The sequence below is a fragment of the Lysinibacillus sp. fls2-241-R2A-57 genome, assembly GCF_030209535.1.
Taxonomy (GTDB): Bacteria; Bacillota; Bacilli; order Bacillales_A; family Planococcaceae; genus Lysinibacillus.
In genome coordinates this window covers 48,412-71,129 of sequence record NZ_JARVRU010000036.1, presented here as the reverse complement: position 1 = coordinate 71,129, position 22,718 = coordinate 48,412, and the positions used below count along the sequence as shown (strand labels likewise).

Here is a 22,718-nt window from a genome sequence, read left to right as displayed (position 1 = left end):
AAGGATATGGTTGTGACGGATATGGCATCGGAGGGCGCGAAGGATATGGTTGTGACGGATATGGCATCGGAGGGCGCGAAGGATATGGTTGTGATGGGTATGGCATCGGAGGACGCGAAGGGTATGGTTGTGATGGATATGGCATCGAAGGACGCGAAGGATATGGTTGTGACGGATATGGCATCGAAGGACGCGAAGGATATGGTTGTGATGGATTTGGCATCGAAGGACGCGAAGGATATGGTTGTGATGGGTATGGCATCGGAGGACGCGAAGGGTATGGTTGTGATGGATATGGCTGCATTGGATACGAAGGTGGATAGGAACTACCAGGTGACATGCTAGGATGATACGGAATGTTAAAATCCATATTTTCATCTTCGGGAGTTAATCTAGGATTGACCAATGAAACACACCTTTCTTCATCTTTTCTTTTCTAACATATGCTCACTATTATGATTGGTCATAGGCTTTAAACTATGTGTGAATATTTGCTAATGATATCAGTTTTTAAAATAGAAATTGTTATAAAAAATGCCGATTTTAATTATAATAGTAGGAAATAGCCTTAAAGGATGTTTTGTTAAATGACAACTATAAAAATCAAAAGAATAAAGATACAAAATTTACGAAATGTACGACATGGTGAAATCGTATTAGCGGTGAACTTTGACACATTTCTTAAGGCAAATGTTGTAGGGTTATACGGACAAAATGGCTCCGGGAAAACAACGATTGTAGATGCATTTGGCTTGTTAAAGGCACTTATCTCTGGTTGGATTACGGAAGTTAAATTACCATCTCAAGAAAAAAGATTAATTATGGCAGGGGAGGATACGGCAAGTATTGAATTCGAGTTTCTAGTAGAAAATCCACTAGGCACATTTTTTCTCAATTATTATGTAGAGTTACAAGAGGATGAAAACAGATTGTACACAACAGTTGAACGTGTAGCTTACAGAGAAAACGCGAAAGGGAAGCGCTCGAAGATTCTAGTTAATGTTACAGAGGAAGATCTACAAATACGTAAAGCAAATCTTTCTGATATGAATGAAAAAATGCGTATCCAATTACTTGTCATTCAGCAATTAGCAAAAAAACAATATACGTCCTTTGTCTTTCATAAAGATTTAAAACCATTATTACAGGACAGCTTGTCAGAGTTAGAAATGCAATTGCTTCATAATTTAGCAATAGATTTTAATCGTGATTTACATGTCGTTAATAATCAAAATATCGCACCACTATTTGAAGAGCGTATCATGCCATTTAGTATTCATCTAGACAAAACTCGTGGTTTTATTTCTTATGATTTGAAGGATTCAGCGTTATTGCCAGAGGATGCGTTTTACGTGTTGTGTGAAGTGATCGAGCAAAGTAATCGTGTATTATCAGCGATTATTCCAGGCTTGACAATAAATATTAATGTGATTACAAAACAAACTATGGATAATGGCGAAAAAGGAATCCGTTTTGAATTTTTATCTAAGCGAGGAGAGCGCGAATTACCACTTCGGACAGAATCAGAAGGCATTTTGAAAATTATTTCTGTGCTCAGTGTGCTCATTGCTGTTTATAACAACCCAAATGCTTGTGTAGTAATTGATGAATTAGATTCTGGTGTTTTTGAATATTTGTTAGGCGAGTTGTTAACAGTGATTGATGAGGATGGAAAAGGGCAGCTTATTTTCACGTCTCATAATTTACGTGTGTTAGAGGTGCTTGCTATTAAAAACTTATGGTTTACAACAACGAATGAGGATCGTCGTTATATGCAGCTAAAGGGTATTAAAGAGGTAAATAATGCTCGAGATGTTTATTTACGTGCCATTCAGCTGGGTGGACAGGATGAAGAGGTTTATAAGGAAACGAAGATTTTTAAAATCAAACGTGCTTTTCGAAAAGCAGGTGTCCAGTATGACTAAAAAGGTTCTATTAATCATTGTAGAAGGGCAGACGGAGCAAATTGTATTAGAGGATTATCTAGATGAACATTTTGCAAATTCTACGATTCGTTTCGATGTACAAAGGGAGGATATTTTAACGAAGTGGGATGCTAATAAACGAGTACCTAATATTAAAAATAGTGTTGTACGAGTGATTCAGAGCTATTTGGAGAAGTATAAGTTTTTAGCGAAGGATTTAACCGCTGTCGTTCATATTACAGATGCAGATGGTTGCTTTATCGCCCCTGAATTTGTCAAGGTGAAGGAAGATATTGAAGAAAATTTATATTACTCAGAAGAGGCAATATTGGTGAAATCTGAGAAGCGTAAGGAACAAATCGAGCAACGTAATGAAATGAAGGCGAATAATGCTAAAATCCTTGTGGCGAATGATCATTTTAGCATTCAACGATTAAAAATACCGTATCAGCTATTTTATTTTTCTACAAACTTGGAGCATGTTCTATGGAATGAGCGTAATGAAGTAGCAACGGAAAAGGTGCAAAAAGCTGATGAATTTATGGAAAGTTTATCGAGCTCCATAGAAGAATATTTAACAGAATTTCTTCCAGTTAACTCAGAGCTTCCGTACAAAGAAAAGATGAAAATGAGCTGGTCATTTTTAATGGAGGGCTGTAATTCGTTACAGCGCGGAACGAATGTGCCCTTATTATTTGAAATGATTAAATCAGATGTACAATAAAATGCCCTCCGGTAGGTAATGCCTAAAACTGCTCGGGTATGGAGAAAAAGTGATCGGGTAACGCTCAAAACTGCTCGGGTATGGAGAAAAAGTGATCGGGTAACGCTCAAAACCGCTCGGGTGTGGAGAAAAAGTGATCGGGTAACGCCCAAAACCGCTCGGGTATGCCGAAAAAGTGATCAGGTACAGATGAGATCCTGGATCGAGCAAGTAGAGGAACGAAGGCTAAAAACATCACGTCCTGTGATAACGCCTTCGTGACCTCAAATGTTTTATCTGTGCGACAGCGACAACAAATGTTTTCTGTAGCGAAAGCGAAGCGGCAGCTACAAATTTTTTGTCTGTGCGAAAGAGTAGCGACAGCTACAAAGCGCCCAGTCGGAACGGAAATCAACCACTCGTTTTGCCGAGGAGCCCTACTTTATGTTTTTCAACAACGCGAAATGCCCTCCAATATTAGAATGGAGGGCATTGATAATTTAACAACAGGTGACGAAAATAATCTAGCAGTATTTCCCGTTTTTTATGCACATGAGTCTTTAGCGCATTTGCTCGTAGCTGCGAATATGTCCTAAAATAGCTGGATCTTTGATTTTTGTATCTTCACTTAACAGTAAAAGCTTTGACATGATTTCGGCTGTACGCGGATCGTCATCCACCATTGGTAAGAAAATGCGACCTCGGTGCTGAGATGGTACAGCGAGTATTGGAATCATTGAGCCGCCCACTTGATGGACAACTCCACTGCCTAAGTGCAATGAATAGCTTGCAAGTTTGCCTTCAATAAGTGCATGCTGCTTTTTCACGTCGACATTTGTTAGTTTTAATAGCTTCGCTAATTCCTCCACAATAACACTGCGCATGTCAATTGTAGAATGACTCGCTTCAGGGTCAACACCACCTACATGTGCAACACTCACAACGAGGTCAATATCTCGCATCACTTCAGAGAATATCGTTGCAGGAATGTCATCTAATACTAGGGCTTTACCTGTTAAACGATTATAGAAATAGACGCCTTCAATAGCTGGTGCTTCGATTTCTGCTGGCGTAAACCAATCTGCCTGCGCATACAAGGAAGCAACGATGTTTTCCTTGTAATACACTTTTCGTGGTCCTTCATCATAACTAATTTGCCAGCCGCGTGTTTTTAGGAGTGCAACCGTTTGAGAAGGATTCACTTGATGCCCCGCATAGCGTAATGATCTCTTTTGTTCCTTTTCATCTGCATTTATTACATACAGCTCGCGGAATATTTGCTTAAATGGCTGTTTTATTTTTTGCTCAAACATATAAGCTTGCCATTGTCGCCATTGTCCACTTTCAAGCAGGTGATACGGATGGGCAATCATTAATGTTGCTGTTGGAGCAAGAGATATTATTTCATCTGATAGTAGCTTGAGACCATCCTCGGTTAGCAATCCTAAATGTTCTTCATTTTTAAAGACGAGCTTTTGGAGAAGCGGAGCTAAAATCGGGTGCTCTAATAAATTAATCAGCTCTTCGGCAGAGAATTTAGTTTCATGCTCCATCGCCTGTTCAAGTGCTGGGCGTGCTCGTTTATATTGCATCTGCAATTCTTTTCTTGCCTCTTGTAATGCTAAAACTTGCTCCTGCTTTTTCAGTGCAGCAGGAATATTTTTTAGTCGTTTTCCATCTTTTTCAACGATAATCGTGACACTTGCATCTTCTTCAATTTGTAGCTGTGCAGTGATATGTTCGATTTGTTGTGCATCGAATAAATGCTTTATATCGGTAAAGGCTGCTAGCTCCATGCGCCATGTGAAGCGAGTTGTTTCGCCATCTCCTGCATTACGTGCTAAATTTTCGAGCGCGATGCTGGCTGCACGTGCTTCACTAGCACGACGCTGTGCGCCAAATTGTTTGCTTTCCTTTAAAAACTGTTGGATGAATTGATAGCGTGTTAGTGCATCCTTTTGATCCGATTTTTTCAGTGGAATCAGTCCGAGTGAGCGTAGTTTATCTTTATTGCGTTTATCGCGAATTTCTTCCATTAACGGTTTTGGGCTAAGCTTGCCTATTGCTGTATCTGCATAAAGCTGTGCTCGACGGTGGTTAGCTCCCTCCGACGCGTATTTTGCTGCATCATATACGAGCTTGAATCTTTTTGCACCAAGTGTTTGATACGCACTTTGGAACCAAGTTAAATCAAATGCACCGTCACGGAAATCTTCAGCAGTAATGCTTGAGAATAGGGCAATTTGATCTTTAGCAAAGTCCCATAAATAGTCGGTAGTATGGGCGATAAAGTACCATGCTGATTCTTTTAATCCTTCCCAGCCAATCACTTCACTAATAAGGTCTATCCAATGCTGGTTATACATCATTGCTTCAATTAGGCGTTCTTTTGAAATATCCGTTTTTTCCCACGCACTTTTTAAATGCTGTGCAGTTTCACCCTTTTTAGGATAGCAGTTTGTGAGTAGGCGAGAAAAAACAGCCTTTTTCGTTTCTGCTTGCCAACTATAGCCACGAGCAAGTTTTTCACCATCTAGTGCTTGTAAAATCTTGAAGAAACAATCAATACCCTCTATATAAGAAACTCTACTAGCGAGTTTCGTTACTGCTGTAGGAATATCACCACGCATAAGCTCTATTTCTAAAATGCGATCAATGGCTTGCTCACGAACAGCAAAGAGATTCGATAAGTCTTCAAATGACTCTTGATAACGCTTCGTTAATTTACTTGGTTCATCTAGTATTTCAGAGGCTAATGTATCTGTGAAGATGGTTTCAAATAAATGATCCTTAGTGAATAAGCCTGCATTAAAAGCATCTAAGTATTGGAATAGGTTTAGCTTGTATATAATTGGGCAATATTGCTCGTTCTGCCGCCTCTTTGTTAACTCTTCGTTAATGGCAAGCATTTTGACATATTCACCGTAAGTCGTATAGTCAGAGAAGCAAAGATGGACAAAAGCACTGATAACATCTAAATCTACCATAGTTGAAGTAGAGTTATAATAATAGTCCCTCTCTCGTACATCAAGCTTCCACTGCTCGGCAGATATTTGTGTTAAAAGCTGAAGCATAATACCGATCGCCTGTTCAAAAGCATTAAACTCTGGTGCATGCTGAGTTAGTAATGCGACGACCTCTTTATGAAGCGCCTGCTCTCCAGAAATAGTATCTAAATCTTGCGAAAGTACAGTGAAAATTCGTTCCACTATTCGCTGATACTTTAAGTTGCTAAACTTAGCAACACGTTCTTTTATTTCTGCATAATTAAAGAAGGGAGCGATTAAGGCTTGTGCTGCTTCGCTCAGTTCATGTGCCGCAGGATGTTCAGATAGATTGTTATAAAAGTTAAAATAAGCTAAATCCTCAGTACTGAATTTAGACGTCTTTATCCACTGGAGAATTTCATCTGGTATCGGATATACATCGAGACTTGCATTTCGATTATTTTCTGTTTTCGAAGCAACAATATTAAATGTTTGTCCTAATGTTGTTGTGATCGGCGTATCATCCCATCGATATGTTTCGTATTCATAGTGGGCATTCGCATCTAATAGTTGAATAAGTTGTTCAAGCTTTAACAAAAGCTTCTCTACATCATACTCAAAGAATTTTTCAAGTGGCATCGTTGCCTGCGTATATAAAGGAACAAGCTGCTGCCATGCTTCTACACCATTCATCTTTATATCAATATTAGTGATCTTGTCATATTGAATGGGAGGGTGTGGCGTATATAAACCAAAGCCATTTTCCTCGTTATATTCAGGAACATCACTTGTTAACAATTGATCTAACAGCACTTGCTCAGTCTTTGTTATTTTCGGTAGCAGATCACATAATACGGTAATTTGCTCGCTAGATAGGTGATGCTCTTTAGAGGCTTCCAACAACAACTCAAGCCCACCAAGTCGCTTCAACTGCTTTTTGTCCTGGATGAGTCGCTCGGAACTTTGCAATATTTTCTCTGGCGACTGTAGCTTTAAGAGTGAAATGGCTTCTTTACGAAGTGAGCCTGATTTATTTGCTAAAAGGTCCTCGATTTTTAAAATTTCCTCGTCTGTAGGTGTTAGTGATTGTATTTTGTTCAACGCAAGGGAACGATTAATGGAGCTACGATCTCGTAAAGCGCTAAATAGAAAATCGCGCTTTCCTTGCGTAGTATCAGTATCGTCAAGACAATAAATATTAAGAAGGCCTATTCTACTTGTAGGAGAGTAAGAATCCGCATTCGCAATAATACGTTGAAATAGCTCTTCATCTTGTGAATAGTGGGCTAAAATTATTTGTGTTGAAATTAAATCTTCTAACGACAAGTGTGCATAGATGAATGATAAAGGTTTTCCTGTTATTGTTATACCATCTTTCGTGACTTCGCTCTTTGCCCATTCAATCTGTTCAAATAGAGAGTATTCAATGCCATGTAGCTGGGTATTGTCCTGCATGAACTTATGTAAATCTTTAACCCAATCGTTATCTCTAGCATATTCACTATTAATATGTTTATTTGCATATAGGAAATTGCCCCAAGCAAATGTAAATAGCTCAATATCCTTCGTTGTTAAAATAAGATCCTTGACATACTGTGCTGTGAAGGAAGTTTTTCCTAGATTTTTTAAAAATGCAAGTGTTGTCAGCTGGATATGTTTTTCGCGTTTTAACAACTCTGGCAAAATAGTATTGAGCTTCGTGTAATCTTTTGTAGAAATTGCCCAAAGTGCCACGTAAATATCGATCGTTCTCGCGCTTCTCAGTAGCTCAATGGTGAACTGATCGTCTTCAATTGCTTGAATCGCTAATGCTAATACTTCCTCTGTTACTTTTTGATTTTCGAAGCTATTATAGCCAAGGCCCATCCATGTATCGACTGCGCGAATCACGGAGGAGAAGCGAGTGAGCTGATGCTCCTGAATAAGCTTCATAATGGTAAGCTGTGCATCTAATGTGCCATGGTCAATATTTTCTACAATGGCTTGGCGTAGCCCCTCTTGACGGGCAGCAGCAACTAATAGTTTACCAAGTGCCTCATGCATACGAGCATTTGTTGATTTGAAAATACCTCTTATCAGTGGATAGCCAAAAAAGCTACCCTGATGCTCATCAAATAATATATTTTCAACCGCTTCTTCAATCACAGGGTTTTGTAATGACAGTTCTTCAGCGAGCATTTGTTCAAAAACAGTAAAATGCATTACTTTCGTATTCTCATTTTTAATGACAAAGGAGCTATAGTTAGGGTATGTACCATGCTCAAATTGACTGTGATTCATTAGTAATTCCTGTAGATTTATTTCCTCAAATGTCAGCATTTCTTCAATCAATTGTAAGCATTGAAAAAGGTGGTCCTGTACGGGTTGTGCGGAACGAAATGATCTACGCATAATGCCAGTCTGAAACATTGTTGTATCATAACGTAATGCTAGTTTTTTAATAGTTAGTGCACGTTCTTGTGACGAAAATAGTGTCAGTACATCGAAAAGAGGTCCAGTAAATAACTCCTCAAGCGTTGTGATCTTCAAATCAGCAATATGCTGCTCAATACCATAATCACGTGTATCCATAAATTGAAGTAATGCTGTAGCTATTGGTTGAATGGCTGTTGGTGCAGTATCTAATTTGCTTTGAAATTGTTTTTTTTCATCATGTGATAATGTCATGGAAATCGCTCCTTACCAAATGCGTCCTGCTAGCATTGTTAGTTTAATAAATGTAAAAACATCATCTTCTCGTATTGTTAATGGTGTAGTAAGTGAATTTAGCTGCTCCTCGTTTTGTAGAACTAAGAAAAGCTCATCTTCAAAGGCTAGAAGAACGGTGGATATTGCTTGATCTACTGACTGCGCAGCGGAATTTTTTTTCTCTCCAAAATGTACTTTGCCATGTTGCGCTGCATCCTCTAGCTGCTGATCAGTTATATAAATATGAAGCAGTGTATCCACTACCTTGTCGTTATAATGATGAACCTCTTGTGTGACAAGTTGGATAAACAAATCTTTCAAAGTATGGACAGGCTCTTCAATAGTGAATGGAATTTTTTTAAGTTTACGTAATTTTTTGCCGATTATTTTTTGTTGGTAAAATAAGCGCAAACTAACACCTCCTTACAATAATTACATTATACAAGAGAGTGAACAGTGAAAAGAATGAGGCATTTTACGCTAGTTGTATAAAAAAAATCGGGAAAAGTGTAACAAATAAATCGTTGCGACGACTTATTTGTGAGTGTAGAAAGTGGGGTGAAGTTTTGCATAAAGATATACTAAAAATAGAACATTTGTACGATTCCTATCATCGTGATGTGTATCATTTTGCGCTTTATTATACAAATAGCAAGCAAGAGGCAGAAGATATTACGCAAGAAACGTTTTTCAAGGTGATGAAGCAGTTGGGTAATTTAAAGGACAAGGATAAAGTAAAAACTTGGATTTTATCAATTGCACGAAATACAGCAGTAGACATACATAGAAAGCAGAAAATAAAGCGTATTTTAACAGAAAAGCTTAACTGGCAGCCAGTATTGCAGGAAGTTCCTAAGCCTCAAGAAATTGTAGAACAACATGAACAATGGCAAACAGTACAAGAGGCGTTAATGACGTTAAAATCACATGATCGAACAATCATTATTTGCAGGATGTTAAAAGACTACACAATTCAAGAAACAGCTACGATTTTGGATATTTCGGAAGTTAAGGTACGTGTTGATTTTCACCGAGCGATGGCAAGGCTTCGAAAAAAAGTAGGGAGGGATGATTGATGGAAGAACGTGATGACGAGTTATTTGACGCACTAAAAAAACGCCCTGATAAAGATCCGGATATAGATTTTTCAAATCAATTGCGTAGAGAGCTACAAAAGAGTCATATAAAGAAAACAAAATGGTTTACTGTTGCAACGATATTAACCATTCCTGTAACATTGGCCGCTCTTCTATTTGTCTTCGTGATTGGTGCAGGGCAATCGTTCGAACTGAATAATGCAGCACAGTTATCCATCAATCAGGAGAAAAATCTTACAAATATACTGTGCATTTTTCTAATGTCGACGCTCTCATTGTTTATATTGTTCGTTTATTTCAAGGGGCTTACGAGAGGAAAACTTGTCTACATGACGTTCGCATTGTCTTTCTTGGCATGGGTTGGGAACTTAGTATTTGCAGAGAATCAAAACGTGGATGAATCTATTATGAAACCAAGCTATAGCGAATCCTACGATTATACGATTAAGCAATATAATATAGATGAGATTCAACAAGAGCACGATCATTACTTTGTTAAAACAATTGAGAGGGGCAAAAAATAATGAAAAATCCTTATGATTATTTATTTAATGGAGTGGGTTTTGTTTTTATAGATTTATTGTTTTTGGGAAAAGCTGATACTGATATATTGCCAGATTTTATTGGCTACCTATTTTTTGCATACGGTATTCACCTGTTGCCGTCTTTTCATAATTTAAAGCGTTGGTCGAAAAACTTTGCCATTATATTAGTAGTATTATCATTTTTTGTGGAGCTAGATCGATGGCTAGGCTATAGGATACTAGGAGACATTGGGGTACAGTTTATGCAATTTTTATTCATCGTCTTTATGTATGTTGTTTTCCAATTATTATTGCACATTCATAAAAATAAACCTTTAGAAGCTAAAACATTTAGAACATACCAGAAATTTATGGCATTTATGCTGTGCGGCTTTGTGATACAGTCATTTTCAATAAATGTTAATGCAAGTATGCGAGAAAATGTTCATTTTATAGGTTCTGTCCTACAGTTGCTTGCTTTTTTATTTTTTTTATTTTATTTTCGAGCGTGTCATAAATACTATAAGAAAACCAAGGTCCATTCGCTGGAATAAGCGATGAATCTTTTTTTGTTTCAGGTAATCTGTTCTTACTGAGCACTGACATCTTTTCCTTTCCTAATTCATAGGCTTTATAGGTGTGATTTTATCAAGCTAGAAGGAAGGAGGTACTGCCATTCAAATACATGTTGTACGGGCAGGGGAGTCCGTCTGGGGGATTGCGCAGGCTTATGGGACAACAGTTCAAAGTATTGTAGATGCCAATCAAATTCCTGAACCAAATCGATTAGTTATAGGGCAAGCTCTTGTGATTCCAATTGTCGGAAGTTTTTATTATGTACAGTCAGGAGATAGTCTATATTCAATCGGTCAACGCTTTGGCATTAATTATTTAACACTTGCTCAGGTGAACAATATTAGTCCGAGTCAACCTTTATCGATTGGTATGCGACTTTATATTCCACCTCAACCAAAAACAAGAGCTGAAACATTGGCATATTTAGAGCCGAGAGGGACATCTGTTAGTGAACCATTATTGAGTCAGGCAAGAGAAGCGGGTCCTTTTTTAACTTATCTTGCTTTATTTAGCTATGAGGCGAGACGAGATGGAACGCTTAAGAGACCGCCGAGTCAAGGTGTGCCGCAAATTGCTAAAGATACAGGAGCTTCTCTAGCGATGGTTGTCTCGAATTTGGAGGATTTTACTTTTAGTGGTGATTTAGCAAGAGATATTTTTCAAAGTACAGCAGTACAGGATTTGCTCTTTGATAATATTCTTGAAGAGGCAAAGAGGTTAGGAAACGTTAGAGATATTCATTTCGATTTTGAGCATTTGCCGGGCGATCAACGACAAGCGTATAACAATTTTTTAAGGAGAGCCGTGAATCGATTCCATCCACAGGGGTATACAGTATCGACAGCGCTAGCTCCAAAAACAAGTGCAAGTGAGAGAGGCCCGTGGACTGAGGCCCATGATTATAAAGCCCATGGAGAAATAGTGGATTTTGTTATGTTAATGACGTATGAATGGGGGTATTCTGCAGGGCCTCCTATGGCAGTGTCGCCACTTCCAGAGGTAGAGGCAGTTGTAAAATATGCAGTAAGTGAGATACCTCGGGACAAAATTTTACTTGGACAAAATTTATATGGCTATGACTGGACACTGCCTTTTGTACAAGGGGGACCATATGCAAAAGCAGTTAGTCCACAAGCAGCTATCGAGCTTGCTAAGAAATACAATGCAGCCATTCAGTATGATTTGAGGTCTCAAGCACCTTTCTTTGAATACTATGATGAACAAGGGAGAGCGCATGTAGTGTGGTTTGAGGATGCAAGATCCATTCAGGCAAAGTTCGATTTAATCAAACAGTATAAACTTCGAGGAATAGGCTATTGGAAGTTAGGTCTACCATTCCCGCAAAATTGGTTATTAATCGGGTCCAATTTCGATGTAGTGAAGAAATAAGGATCGTTAGGAGCAATAAAAATGGCTCTAAGAAGGAATAATTCGAAAATATCATTTCCATTTTTGGTAATGTATATTATAATTATGGCAAATAGTATTCTAGGAGGGATTTTTTGGTAAACTTTAAAAAGTTAGGTATCATCCTAACATCTACTGCATTTTCTGTCGGTGTACTTTCACCAATGGCACAGGCTTCTGCAAATGTAAAGGAATCTCCAGAAAGAATTGCAATTCAAGTAGATTCAACAGAAACTAAAGTCACAAAAAGTATGCTTATTAAGCAACTGAATACATTATTTCCAGGTAAATTCAATTTTGTAACAGAGAATGATTTCGATATGGGACAAGGGCATTACTATAATGATGATAAAACGGTACGTTATGAATTAGGCTTCCATAAGAAAGTCGATGGCAAAGACGTTTACGGTGGTTTTACTTTTAAAGGCGACGCTTTAGAATTAGAAAACTTCCACTATCAACCTGCCAATGTAGCGGATGCAATTTATCCTGCTAAATATTCAAAGGCTGACGCAAAAAAAGTTGCCGACGACTTCCTAAAGAAAATGCCTAATACTGCCAATTACAAGCTTCGTGAAGATGTAGTGAATGATGATTTTGGTTTCAGTAGACCGATATCAGAACCAATTTCGTATTCATTCTCATATTCGCCAACTCATAATGGTGTGCCATTTAGTGATGAGAGTATGTATATTGAAGTTCTAGCAAATGGTGAAGTTGTGGGTATGTATCGTAATACTGAGTCAACTAGTAAAGCGACATTTGACAGCTTAGAACAGAAAAAGAATGAGACAGATGTACTTGCACAGATTCGTGAAAACTTGTCAGTAGAGTTACGTTATTTAGTTGACTATAACCACCAATCAGGTGAAGCAATTGCTAAGCTTGTATACATGCCGACTAACTTCATGGGTGTAAATGCATTAAATGGGCAGTGGCAAACAATGAATGGTTTCACTTCACAGGTACCAAAGACAAAAGGTCTGGAAAAACTTTCAGCACAACCACTTGAGCCAAGAAAGAAAAATATGACATTAGCTGAAGTTGAAGAGTTAGTAAAGTCTCTCTTAAAAGTTGATTCAGACAAAGTAAAAGTGCGAATTGAATCGATTGATGAAAGAGAAAATGAAAATGGCGAGTCAATTTATTCAGTACATTACATGTATGATTATGGAAATCATGGCTCAGGAACAACAATTGAAGTGAACAAAGCAACAGGTGAGATTATAAACTTCTGGGATATAGGTGATGAATCCTTGGAGGCGAATGATAAAGTAGAGCCAATCTCAAAAGATGCTGCGTTAGCAAAGGCAATAGGCTACTTAAAAGAGTTGGCTCCGTCATATATTCATAACTATTCAAAACCACTTGAAGATCCAACATATGATAAGTATAGTAAGCAATATTACTTCTCGTTCCCACGTATTGTTAATGGCATTGCTGTAATGGGGGATGAAATTTCTGTTGGTATCAGTGCAGATGGGAAGTTAAGTGGTTTACATGTTAATAATCAAAAGATTGATAATTGGCCGTCTGTAAATAAGGCTATTTCTGCTGATAAAGCAAAAGCAATGTTCAGTGATGGGCTAAAACTAAATCTGCAGTATTCAAAACAGGATGGAGAGGGTAATAACCACTATAATTTAGTATACTCTCCAGTTTATAATGGAATCCTATTCAATAATATTGATGCAACAACTGGCGAATGGCTACTGAAAGCGGATGATTCTAAAGAAAAACCAGCTATTTCACATCCAACAGCTGGGGAAGAGTTAACTTATTTATATCGTCAAAATGTGTTAGATGTTAAAGACCCAGCTAACTTTAATGCTGATGCAGCTGTAACAAAGGGAGAAGCTTTGAAAATTTTAGTTAAATCATTATCATATGGATATTCTGATTTTGGTCCTTATGGTGGGAACAACGATAAGCAATCCTTCAACAATATTGATAAAAAGCATCCATTATATGGAACTGTTGAACAAGCTGTAAGAATGGGTATTTTACAACCGGCTGATAAATTTGAAGTTGATGCAACATTGACTCGTCAAGAGCTGGCACAATGGTTAGTACGTGTACTAGATTTGGAAAAAGCAGCAAAACATAGTGACATTTACAAATTAAACTTCACTGATGCAGGCACAATTGATTCAGCGCATGCAGGCTATGTTGCTTTAGTAAGCGCAATGGGACTAATGGATGCACAGCAAAATAAATTTAACGCTACTGAGAAAGTGACATATGCAGATTTAGCTGTCTCAACAGTTCGTGTAGCAAAAGCTGTTAATGAAAATAACAGCAATCGCAATTACTGGTAATCGAACATGAAAAGGGTATCTCCTAATAGTTGGGGATACTCTTTTTCGTTTGTAGGCGATTTTGGTGGGAAGATGAGAATAAAATTATTGTTAGCCGTTTTGTTAATGATCGTAATACTTTATGGGTGTAATAAGGAAAAAGTACAAAATGTCCCTGCCGATGCTTCAACTGAACAACGGCCAGTTAACACAATAATTAGTTTGCTGGCTCTTTTAATTTTGCTAAGTGTTATCGTCTTTGCAGAGGCACGAATAAATGAGCAACATTGTACTTTAGGAGATTACAGCAAAACAAAAAGATTGCTGTTAAGAAGTCTATATGATATCATTATCTCGAATTAAAGATAATTTAATTCGAAGTAAATGAGATGAGGGAGTCGGATGAAGGAAGACAATCGTAATTTAAAAGCTTTTACGGTCTTGTTCCGGGCGTATCAATCGATTCAGGATGCAACAAAGAAAGATTTACTTCAATATGATTTAAATCAAACCGAATTTTCGGTACTTGAGTTTTTGTACCACCATGGTGAGCAACCAATTCAAATGATTGGAAAGAGAATATTAATAGCAAGCAGTAGTATTACATATGTTATTGATAAGCTCGAACAAAAAGGCTTCGTGTATCGACATGCTTGCCCGAATGATCGTCGTGTCACATATGTTTTATTAACATCTGAAGGAAAGACTTTAATGGAAGAGATATTTCCAAAGCATGAACAAAAAATTAACGATATTTTTGCAGTATTAGATCAACAGGAGATGGAGACAATGATTCTGTCTTTGAAAAAGGTTGGCTTGAATGCAATAAAAAAATAAAAATTTTTACGTAAATATCTCGAATTCGAGATAAATAGGAGGGAATATAGAATGAATCATTTAAAAGGAATTCACCACGTTACTGCTATTACAAGTAGTGCGGAAGAGAATTATAAATTTTTTACTTATGTGTTAGGAATGCGATTAGTGAAAAAAACGGTTAATCAGGATGATATCCAAACATATCATTTATTCTTTGCAGATGATAAAGGAAGTGCTGGTACAGATATGACTTTCTTTGACTTCCCGAACATTCAAAAAGGTATACATGGAACAAATGAAATATCAAAAACATCATTCCGAGTTCCAACAGATGTAGCATTGGACTATTGGATAAAACGCTTTAATCGATTAAATGTTAAACATACAGGTATTAAAGAGCAGTTTGGCAAGAAAACTTTATCTTTCGTTGATTTTGATGATCAGCAATATCAACTTATCTCTGATGAAAATAATACAGGTATTGCATCAGGTACGCCATGGCAGGATGGACCGATACCACTTGAATATGCGATTACAGGATTAGGCCCGGTTTTTGTTAGAGTGGCTAACTTTAAACATTTCAAAGAGGTGCTAGAGAAAGTGATGCTCTTTACAGAAATTGCGGAGGAAGGGGATTTCCATCTATTTGAGGTTGGTGAAGGCGGAAATGGTGCACAAATGGTTGTAGAATTTAACACAGTTTTACCAGTAGCCCGTCAAGGCTTCGGTACAGTACATCATGCAGCGTTCCGTGTAGAGAATCGGGCTGTATTAGATGAATGGACTGAACGATTTGAAGGCTTTGGCTTCCATACTTCTGGTTATGTAAATCGTCATTTCTTTGAATCACTTTATGCACGAGTAGCACCACAAATTTTATTCGAGCTAGCAACTGATGGCCCAGGGTTTATGGGAGATGAGCCTTATGAAACTTTAGGTGAAAAATTATCGTTGCCACCATTTTTAGAGCCAAAGCGTGCACAAATCGAAGAGCTTGTTCGCCCTATTGACACTGTAAGAAGTACGATTACGTTCGATAAAGAAAATGAGTAATACTTTTTTTGCCATGTTTGCAGTGAAACACGATACACTGATGAATGGCAATTACATACTCTTAACAGCTACATGATTTTGACTTTTTTTAAGAAAGAGGGTTAGATAGGTGGAATTTTCAAAGCTAATAGATAAGCGCCGTTCTGCAAATAATTTTATAGAGGGCATCAAAATGACAGAAGAAGATATACGCCCCATTTTGGAGGATGTAAAGCTTGCTCCGTCAGCCTTTAATTTACAGCATACGAATTACATCATTGTCTTGGATGAAGAAATGAAAGAAAAAATAAGAGAAGCAGCTAATGGGCAATATAAAGTGCATTCAGCTTCAGGGGTCATCCTTGTCTTAGGGGATAAGGAAGCCTATAAAAATACAGCTAACCTTAGTCAAGGGATGGTAGACTTAGGCATTATTACTGCTTGTGAGTTAGATAATCTTGTTGATGAAAATACAAAATTTTATGAAGAACGTGGCAAGGAATTCATGAAGGAAGAAGCGATTCGTAACGCTTCACTTTCAGCTATGCTATTTATGCTAGCAGCCAAAAATCGTGGATGGGATACATGCCCAATGATCGGCTTTGATCAGCAACAAATGAGAGCTCTTTTTAATGTGCCAGAAACACATGAAATAGCACTAATGATGACAATAGGTAAGGAAAAAGAAAGCAGTCGCCGCTTACGAGGTTATCGTAAACCGGTTGAGGAATTTGCTACCTATTATTAGGGTAGTATAAAATAGAATTGTTTATAAATAATAAAGTTAATGTATGTTTAGGAGGAAGCATTTATGAAAGTAGTAGCAATCGTAGGTAGTATCCGCAAAGAGTCTTATAATATGCAATTAGCAAAATTTATTCAAAAACGTTATACAGAGAAATTTGATCTTGAAATAGTAAGCTTAAAAGATCTACCAATGTATAACCAAGATATCGAAAATGAAGCACCACAAACAGTACTTGATTTTAAAGCAAAAGTTAAAGCGGCAGATGCAGTTCTTTGGGTAACACCAGAATATAATGGTACTGTGCCAGGTGTTATGGTTAACGCTATTGATTGGTTATCTCGTGTGGACAAAGTAATGATTGGCAAGCCATCGTTCATGATGGGGGCATCAATGGGTAACTTAGGTACGGTTAAAGCACAATTACATTTACGAGATATTTTATTCTCACCTGGTGTTAATTCACCATTACTTAGTGGTAATGACGTTTATATTGGAGCTGTGCACACTAAATTTGATGAAGAAGGCAATTTAACAGATGAGAGTACTGTTAAATTCCTTGATGTAGTTATTGATAACTTCTTAAACTGGATGAAAAAATAAAGAGGCTAGGACATAACTGGTCAAAACCTTAAAAAGCGCGAGAAATCAATTGTAGAAACGTTGATTTCTTGCGCTTTTCTGATGTGAAATATTGTAATTTTGCTTCAGAAATATACTTATGTCCCAACCTCTTAGTATTGATAAAAAAATGTGTGAATGTTGAGCCGCTTTACATGAGGGTGATTACCGTTCTAGGCTACCCGTTTTCCTGTGAGTGAGCGTCAAGTAGCTTCAGCCGGAACGGAAATCAACCTCTCGCTTTATAAGATTTATTTCTGCATGAAATCTTCATATATTAACGTTATACTTTTATGAAATCCTATATTGGTGGTTAGAGGATGAAAAAACTTTCACTTAAGCTTGGAATAATCTTTTTTAGCACATTATTTTGTATTGAAACATTTATGATGCTTTTCTTACATGCGTCTTTGACCAATTCTAGAGTTGAAGAGGAATTAAAGAGCTTGCAGGCAAGGGGAAATTCACATCGAACAATATTAGAGCAAAATTTCGATAAGGAAACATTAGCTCACGTAGTATTAATGGAATCAAAAGAAAATACGGATGTTGTTATTACAGATAAGGCTGGAAAACTATTAGTTGCTTCACAGCTACACCCTGAAATAAGAGCTTATATAAAGAAGCTTGAGGATAACATTCCTTATAATGGAAAGGTATTGCAGGATAATTGGCAGGAGAAGAAATATATTGCAACAATTAGTCCTATCCAAAAACAGCAAACGACAATTGGATATGTTTTTATGTTTCAAAATACAGATTCTATCCATGCATTAATGGAACGCTTAAATAAGCATTTTCTAATTGTTGGTATTATTTCAGGATTGGTGACCATTGCAGTCATTATTGTTCTGTCTAGAAAGCTCGCCTATCCATTAGTTCAAATGAAAGAAGCTACTTTGAAAATGAGTAAAGGGGATTTTACGGTGGCCCTTTCTACTAATGGTAAAGATGAATTAAGCGATCTTTCTAATGCAATACAGCTTTTATCAGATGATTTACAACATTTAAGAGAAGAGAGAAAGGAATTTTTATCAAGTATTGCCCATGAGCTTAGAACACCATTAACGTTTATAAAAGGGTATACAGACATACTTTATAAACGTGATTTGACGGAGCAAGATCGCCAAAAATATTTAAGCATTATTATAGAAGAAACAAATCGACTTTCTCGTTTAATAAAAGACTTATTTGATTTAGCAAAAATGGATGAAAATTCTTTTGTTATTGACAAGGAATATCTTCATTTGGATGAGTTTTTGGTTAATATTGAAGCCAAGCTGAGCCCTGCTTTTCAGGAAAAACAAATAGATTTTTTTGTTCAATGTGAAGAGGGATTAACATTAATGGCTGATTCGGCAAGACTTGAGCAAATTATTTTAAATCTTTTAAATAACGCATTAACGTATTGTTCCTCAGGAGATTCGACTTCCGTAATTGTGAAAAGACACAGTAACTTGTTAAAAATTATTATAAAAGATACTGGGAAAGGGATTCCGAAGAAGGATTTACCTTATATTTTTGAACGCTTTTATAGGGTAGAAAAATCTCGTACACGTGCGCATGGAGGTTCAGGATTAGGCCTCGCTATTGTCAAAGAGCTTGTACATGCACAAGGAGGAGAAGTAACCGTTTTTAGTGAGGAAAACAAAGGGACTACTTTTGAATTACTGTTTAAGGAGTAGGAACGAATGAAAACATTATTACTAATTGACGATGAATCAAGGATGCTAGATTTACTATCTCTTTACTTAGAGCCTACGTTTCATTGTATAGCAATGACATCGATTAGAAATGCTCTAGTGTATTTAGAGGAAAATCATATAGACTTAGTGCTGTTAGATATTATGATGCCAGAGATGGATGGCTGGCAAGCTTGTCAGGAAATAAGGAAGTTTTCGGATATACCAGTGATTATGCTAACAGCAAAAGGGGAGCAGGCTGATATCATAAAAGGGTTAAATATTGGGGCAGACGACTATATTTTAAAGCCTTTCGATGAAGAAGAATTACTAGCTCGTATAAATGCTGTATTAAGAAGAACGAAAGTCGAAGAAAAAGTTATTTTCTTTGAAGGGCTACGTTTAAATAAAGAATCCTTTGAATTATATTTTCAACAAGAGGCTATTCCTTTAACGCCGAAAGAATTTGCAATGTTAGCGTTATTTCTTGATTATCAAAATAAAGTTTTCTCAAGAGAACATCTCATTAATACAGTCTGGGGTTATAACGTATCAATTGAAGATCGAACTATTGATTCACATGTCCGTAATTTACGAGAAAAATTACGAAAAAGTGGTTTTCCAGCTGATGAGTACTTACAAACAGTTTGGGGAATCGGCTATAAATGGCATAAGTCAGCTGATCGAAAGCCTTTAGAAGCTAGAAATAACAACCTCTGACGGAAGAATTCCCGCAGAGGTTGAATTTTTATTTTTTTGTTGCTAGCTCTTCTTCCGTAACCCATTTATGGTTTTTCACTGCTTCACCTGTAGTTGTAGACGTATAATCAATCATATAAACGGTTGTTTGTAGTGCCTCATCTATATGGACAGTCGCATTTTCCATGCCTTCCATATGAGATGCATTCGTTTTGATTTCTGTACCAGGAGCCAATGGAGCTTCACCTGAATCTATCAATTCCTCATGAATAACCCACTTATGATTATCTACGCGATTTCCACCTGTAGTTGGCTCATAGGAGACAATGTAGGCTGTCGTATCATAAGCCCCAACAATCGTTGCTTCTGCGCCTTTCATACCTGCCATATGACCATCCGTAATAATGGCGGTGCTTCCAACAGGAAACTTTGGTTTTTCAGCATTTTTCAAAGTTGTTGGTACTTCACTAGAGCTTGAATGGTTCATCATAGAATGATCCATCTCAGTGCTCTGCTCAGTTTCGGTGTTATTTTTTGAATTGGTTTCCGGCTTAGTTGAACTGGCAGAGCAAGCTGATAATGTTAGTAAAGCTAATGCTGTCAGTATGCCAATAAGCCATTGTCTTTTTAATATCATGTTAATTTCCTCCTCCTTATTTGCCCTTAATGTAGCAAATAAATGTGCAGAAATTGTGGATAGCAGTCTTACAAGAAAAAAAACCCTCTTTAGCATCAAACTAAAGAAGGGTTTCTGTTATTTAACAGGAATTATTTTCAATACTTTTTGTAGGCGGTAGGCAAAAATACCGGCAAATATAGCTAAAATAATATCCTTTGGTAATGGAGGCATCATCCAAAGCCATGCCATCTTATAAGAAAAAGCATCTGGAGCACTAGCCCATAGCTTATAGGCGAAATACATCCAATTCGTTCCAAGTAAATAATTAATGGCAGTTGCAATTAAAGCAGCAATTACATAGCTTTTTTTCGTTCCGCTGCGCTCTACAATAAGCCCTGCAACATATGCAGCTAATATAAAAGTGACAATAAAACCGAATGTAGGACTTAAGATTTGTCCAAAGCCACCACTGAAACGTGCAAATACAGGTGCGCCTGCTAAACCGATGCACATATAAACAGTACAAGCGAGTGCACCTTTTCTACTACCAAGAATCAGTCCTGCTAATATAGCAAAAAATGTTTGCAGCGTAATTGGTACGCCACCAACAACCATAAAAGGTACAAAGGAAGTAATATTAGCGCCAATCATCATCAATGTTGAAAATAGTCCAATATAAGCAATATCTACTGTTCTTAATTTGTGATGCGAGTGTTCCGCTACTGTTGTCATTATTTCACCCCTAATAAGTAATGTTGATAATAATAGTGTAAGAAAATAAAGTTTTTGTGTCAACTTGATTATTTTATTCAGTTAACACAAAAATAATTATCCTTCTTATTTGGATGAATAATTCTAGTAATAGACGAACTATTAAAATATATGATAGAATCGTCATAATTTTAAAATATATATGATGCTAATGGTGTGACATCTTGTAAATGTGTCACTTAAAAGGGAAGTTGGTGCAAATCCGACGCTGTCCCGCAACTGTAACGAGGAGTTCTATGATGATTTAGCCACTGTTCTAGAATGGGAAGGCAATCATAGTACATTGATTCGAAGCCAGGAGACCTGCCAATTAGCGAATACCTGTAATGCCCACGAGGATGAAAGCGATTACGGACAATAGAAGGAAATCTTTCTTACTTTGTTTAATCTCGGGTATTTCTATGCGTATTTAGCATGGAATACCCTTTTTTATTGCTTCGTACCTATTATTTTTGATTAGGAGTTAATAAACAGATGAATAAAAAATTTATACTACTCTCAATGACTCTTCTTCTAGTTCTACTCATTTCAATGACAATTGCTATAATGGTTGGATCGGTTTCTGTTACGCCACAATATGTATGGAAGGTCATCCTTTCAAAAATCCCACTTATACAAAATGGAATAGAACAAGATTGGAGTCGCTCACAGGAAATTATCATTTGGCAAATCCGAGCTCCACGTGTATTGCTCGCTGCTATCGTTGGAGCAGGATTGGCAATTGCAGGAGCAGCTATTCAGGCACTTGTTCGTAATTCAATTGCTGAACCATATATTTTAGGGATTTCTTCTGGTGCAACGGTTGGTGCTACAGCTGTCATCATTTTAGGTGCTTTTTCATTTCTTGGTGTTTATGCTCTTTCCGTATCTGCATTTATCGGTTCTCTCACAGCGATGGCGTTAGTTTTCTTCTTAGCGCGTGTTGGCGGTAGAGTTTCTGTCTTTCGACTTTTACTTTCAGGGATGGCGGTGTCGTTTATTTTATCTGCTATTTCAAATTTTATATTAATGATGTCGAAGCAAGAGGGCGGAATGAAGGCAGTCATGTTTTGGATGCTAGGAAGCTTAGCTGGTGCAAAGTGGAGTAATGTTTTAATTCCTACAGTTATTTTTATTGTGGTGTTTGCCTTGTTATGGCTCCACTATCGAAGTTTAAATTTATTACTTCTTGGAGATGAAGCAGCTGTCACTTTAGGGGTTAATTTACAACAGTTTCGAGTTCAACTTATCTTATTAGTTTCATTATTAACGGGTGTTCTTGTCGCAGTCAGTGGTTCAATCGGATTTGTTGGCTTAATCATTCCACATATTGTACGGCTAATTGTAGGTTCAAACCATAAATATGTCATACCGATTAGTGCTTTATTAGGGGGGATTTTCTTAGTTTGGGCAGATGCACTTGCCCGAATTTTAATTGCTCCTGAAGAAATGCCAATTGGAATTATCACGGCTTTTTGTGGTGGGCCATTTTTCATTTGGCTGCTACGTCGTAACAATTATTCTTTCGGTGAAGGGGATTGAAAATT

At 37.2% G+C, this 22,718-nt stretch carries 21 protein-coding genes and 1 riboswitch; of the genes, 17 read left to right on the top strand and 4 right to left on the bottom strand.

The annotated features are described in order from the left end of the window. Nucleotides 1-60: 60 nt before the first annotated feature. The 4 genes from QRN68_RS07620 to QRN68_RS07605 all read left to right on the top strand — a co-directional run bounded on the left by QRN68_RS07620 (nt 61) and on the right by QRN68_RS07605 (nt 3,224). A complete protein-coding gene (locus QRN68_RS07620; RefSeq protein WP_481817439.1) occupies nt 61-345 on the top strand; it encodes a hypothetical protein in 285 nt (94 codons plus the stop codon). Between the two features lie 242 nt (nt 346-587). Continuing rightward, a complete protein-coding gene (locus QRN68_RS07615; RefSeq protein ID WP_285396167.1) occupies nt 588-1,925 on the top strand; it encodes an AAA family ATPase in 1,338 nt (445 codons plus the stop codon). Continuing rightward, nucleotides 1,918-2,649 carry a hypothetical protein gene (locus QRN68_RS07610; protein ID WP_285396166.1) on the top strand — a complete coding sequence of 244 codons (732 nt, stop codon included), beginning with the start codon at nt 1,918-1,920 and terminating at the stop codon, nt 2,647-2,649. The genes QRN68_RS07615 and QRN68_RS07610 overlap by 8 nt, the downstream gene beginning before the upstream one ends. Before the next feature lie 257 nt (nt 2,650-2,906). Then, nucleotides 2,907-3,224, top strand: a complete 318-nt coding sequence (locus tag QRN68_RS07605; protein WP_285396165.1) for a hypothetical protein — start codon at nt 2,907-2,909, stop codon at nt 3,222-3,224. Here QRN68_RS07605 and QRN68_RS07600 read toward each other — a convergent pair. Then, entirely contained in the window at nt 3,189-8,282 is a 5,094-nt protein-coding gene (locus tag QRN68_RS07600; RefSeq protein WP_285396164.1) for a DUF4132 domain-containing protein, read from the bottom strand. The genes QRN68_RS07605 and QRN68_RS07600 overlap by 36 nt on opposite strands. A gap of 12 nt (nt 8,283-8,294) precedes the next feature. Beyond that, entirely contained in the window at nt 8,295-8,714 is a 420-nt protein-coding gene (locus QRN68_RS07595; RefSeq protein ID WP_285396163.1) for a hypothetical protein, read from the bottom strand. A gap of 155 nt (nt 8,715-8,869) precedes the next feature. On the opposite strand from QRN68_RS07595, the gene QRN68_RS07590 reads away from it, so the two are divergent. The 12 genes from QRN68_RS07590 to QRN68_RS07535 all read left to right on the top strand — a co-directional run bounded on the left by QRN68_RS07590 (nt 8,870) and on the right by QRN68_RS07535 (nt 19,823). Continuing rightward, nucleotides 8,870-9,379, top strand: a complete 510-nt coding sequence (locus QRN68_RS07590) for an RNA polymerase sigma factor (protein WP_285396162.1) — start codon at nt 8,870-8,872, stop codon at nt 9,377-9,379. Beyond that, a complete protein-coding gene (locus QRN68_RS07585) occupies nt 9,379-9,924 on the top strand; it encodes a hypothetical protein (protein ID WP_285396161.1) in 546 nt (181 codons plus the stop codon). The genes QRN68_RS07590 and QRN68_RS07585 overlap by 1 nt, the downstream gene beginning before the upstream one ends. Further along, the gene (locus QRN68_RS07580) at nt 9,924-10,478 is read left to right on the top strand and encodes a hypothetical protein (RefSeq protein WP_285396160.1); all 555 of its coding nucleotides are present in this window, start codon (nt 9,924-9,926) and stop codon (nt 10,476-10,478) included. Before QRN68_RS07585 ends, QRN68_RS07580 begins: the two co-directional genes overlap by 1 nt. A 238-nt stretch (nt 10,479-10,716) precedes the next feature. Next, a complete protein-coding gene (locus QRN68_RS07575; protein WP_481817440.1) occupies nt 10,717-11,889 on the top strand; it encodes a glycosyl hydrolase family 18 protein in 1,173 nt (390 codons plus the stop codon). 113 nt (nt 11,890-12,002) lie between these two features. After that, nucleotides 12,003-14,225 carry a YcdB/YcdC domain-containing protein gene (locus tag QRN68_RS07570; RefSeq protein WP_285396159.1) on the top strand — a complete coding sequence of 741 codons (2,223 nt, stop codon included), beginning with the start codon at nt 12,003-12,005 and terminating at the stop codon, nt 14,223-14,225. Nucleotides 14,226-14,231: 6 nt separating this feature from the next. After that, entirely contained in the window at nt 14,232-14,567 is a 336-nt protein-coding gene (locus QRN68_RS07565) for a hypothetical protein (RefSeq protein WP_285396158.1), read from the top strand. 39 nt (nt 14,568-14,606) lie between these two features. Beyond that, on the top strand, nt 14,607-15,041 hold the full coding sequence (locus tag QRN68_RS07560; RefSeq protein ID WP_285396157.1) for a MarR family winged helix-turn-helix transcriptional regulator: 435 nt from the start codon (nt 14,607-14,609) through the stop codon (nt 15,039-15,041). 51 nt (nt 15,042-15,092) lie between these two features. Continuing rightward, nucleotides 15,093-16,076 carry a ring-cleaving dioxygenase gene (locus tag QRN68_RS07555; RefSeq protein WP_285396156.1) on the top strand — a complete coding sequence of 328 codons (984 nt, stop codon included), beginning with the start codon at nt 15,093-15,095 and terminating at the stop codon, nt 16,074-16,076. 109 nt (nt 16,077-16,185) lie between these two features. Then, nucleotides 16,186-16,803, top strand: a complete 618-nt coding sequence (locus QRN68_RS07550; RefSeq protein ID WP_285396155.1) for a nitroreductase family protein — start codon at nt 16,186-16,188, stop codon at nt 16,801-16,803. Between the two features lie 63 nt (nt 16,804-16,866). After that, nucleotides 16,867-17,403: an NADPH-dependent FMN reductase gene (locus QRN68_RS07545; RefSeq protein WP_285396154.1), complete on the top strand. Its 537-nt coding sequence runs from the start codon at nt 16,867-16,869 to the stop codon at nt 17,401-17,403. Between the two features lie 338 nt (nt 17,404-17,741). Continuing rightward, nucleotides 17,742-19,106 (top strand): sensor histidine kinase, encoded by a 1,365-nt coding sequence (locus tag QRN68_RS07540; RefSeq protein ID WP_285396153.1) that lies wholly within the window; start codon nt 17,742-17,744, stop codon nt 19,104-19,106. Between the two features lie 6 nt (nt 19,107-19,112). After that, a complete protein-coding gene (locus QRN68_RS07535) occupies nt 19,113-19,823 on the top strand; it encodes a response regulator transcription factor (protein ID WP_285396152.1) in 711 nt (236 codons plus the stop codon). Between the two features lie 28 nt (nt 19,824-19,851). Here QRN68_RS07535 and QRN68_RS07530 read toward each other — a convergent pair whose 3' ends face one another. Beyond that, nucleotides 19,852-20,439 carry a YdhK family protein gene (locus tag QRN68_RS07530; RefSeq protein WP_285396151.1) on the bottom strand — a complete coding sequence of 196 codons (588 nt, stop codon included), beginning with the start codon at nt 20,437-20,439 and terminating at the stop codon, nt 19,852-19,854. A 117-nt stretch (nt 20,440-20,556) separates the two neighbouring features. Further along, nucleotides 20,557-21,153, bottom strand: coding sequence for a biotin transporter BioY (locus QRN68_RS07525; protein WP_285396149.1), 597 nt, complete (start codon nt 21,151-21,153; stop codon nt 20,557-20,559). A gap of 174 nt (nt 21,154-21,327) precedes the next feature. After that, nucleotides 21,328-21,517: riboswitch (cobalamin riboswitch) on the top strand. A 149-nt stretch (nt 21,518-21,666) separates the two neighbouring features. Between QRN68_RS07525 and QRN68_RS07520 the strand changes: the two genes are divergently transcribed. After that, a complete protein-coding gene (locus QRN68_RS07520) occupies nt 21,667-22,713 on the top strand; it encodes a FecCD family ABC transporter permease (protein ID WP_285396148.1) in 1,047 nt (348 codons plus the stop codon). The last annotated feature ends 5 nt before the right edge of the window (nt 22,714-22,718 follow it).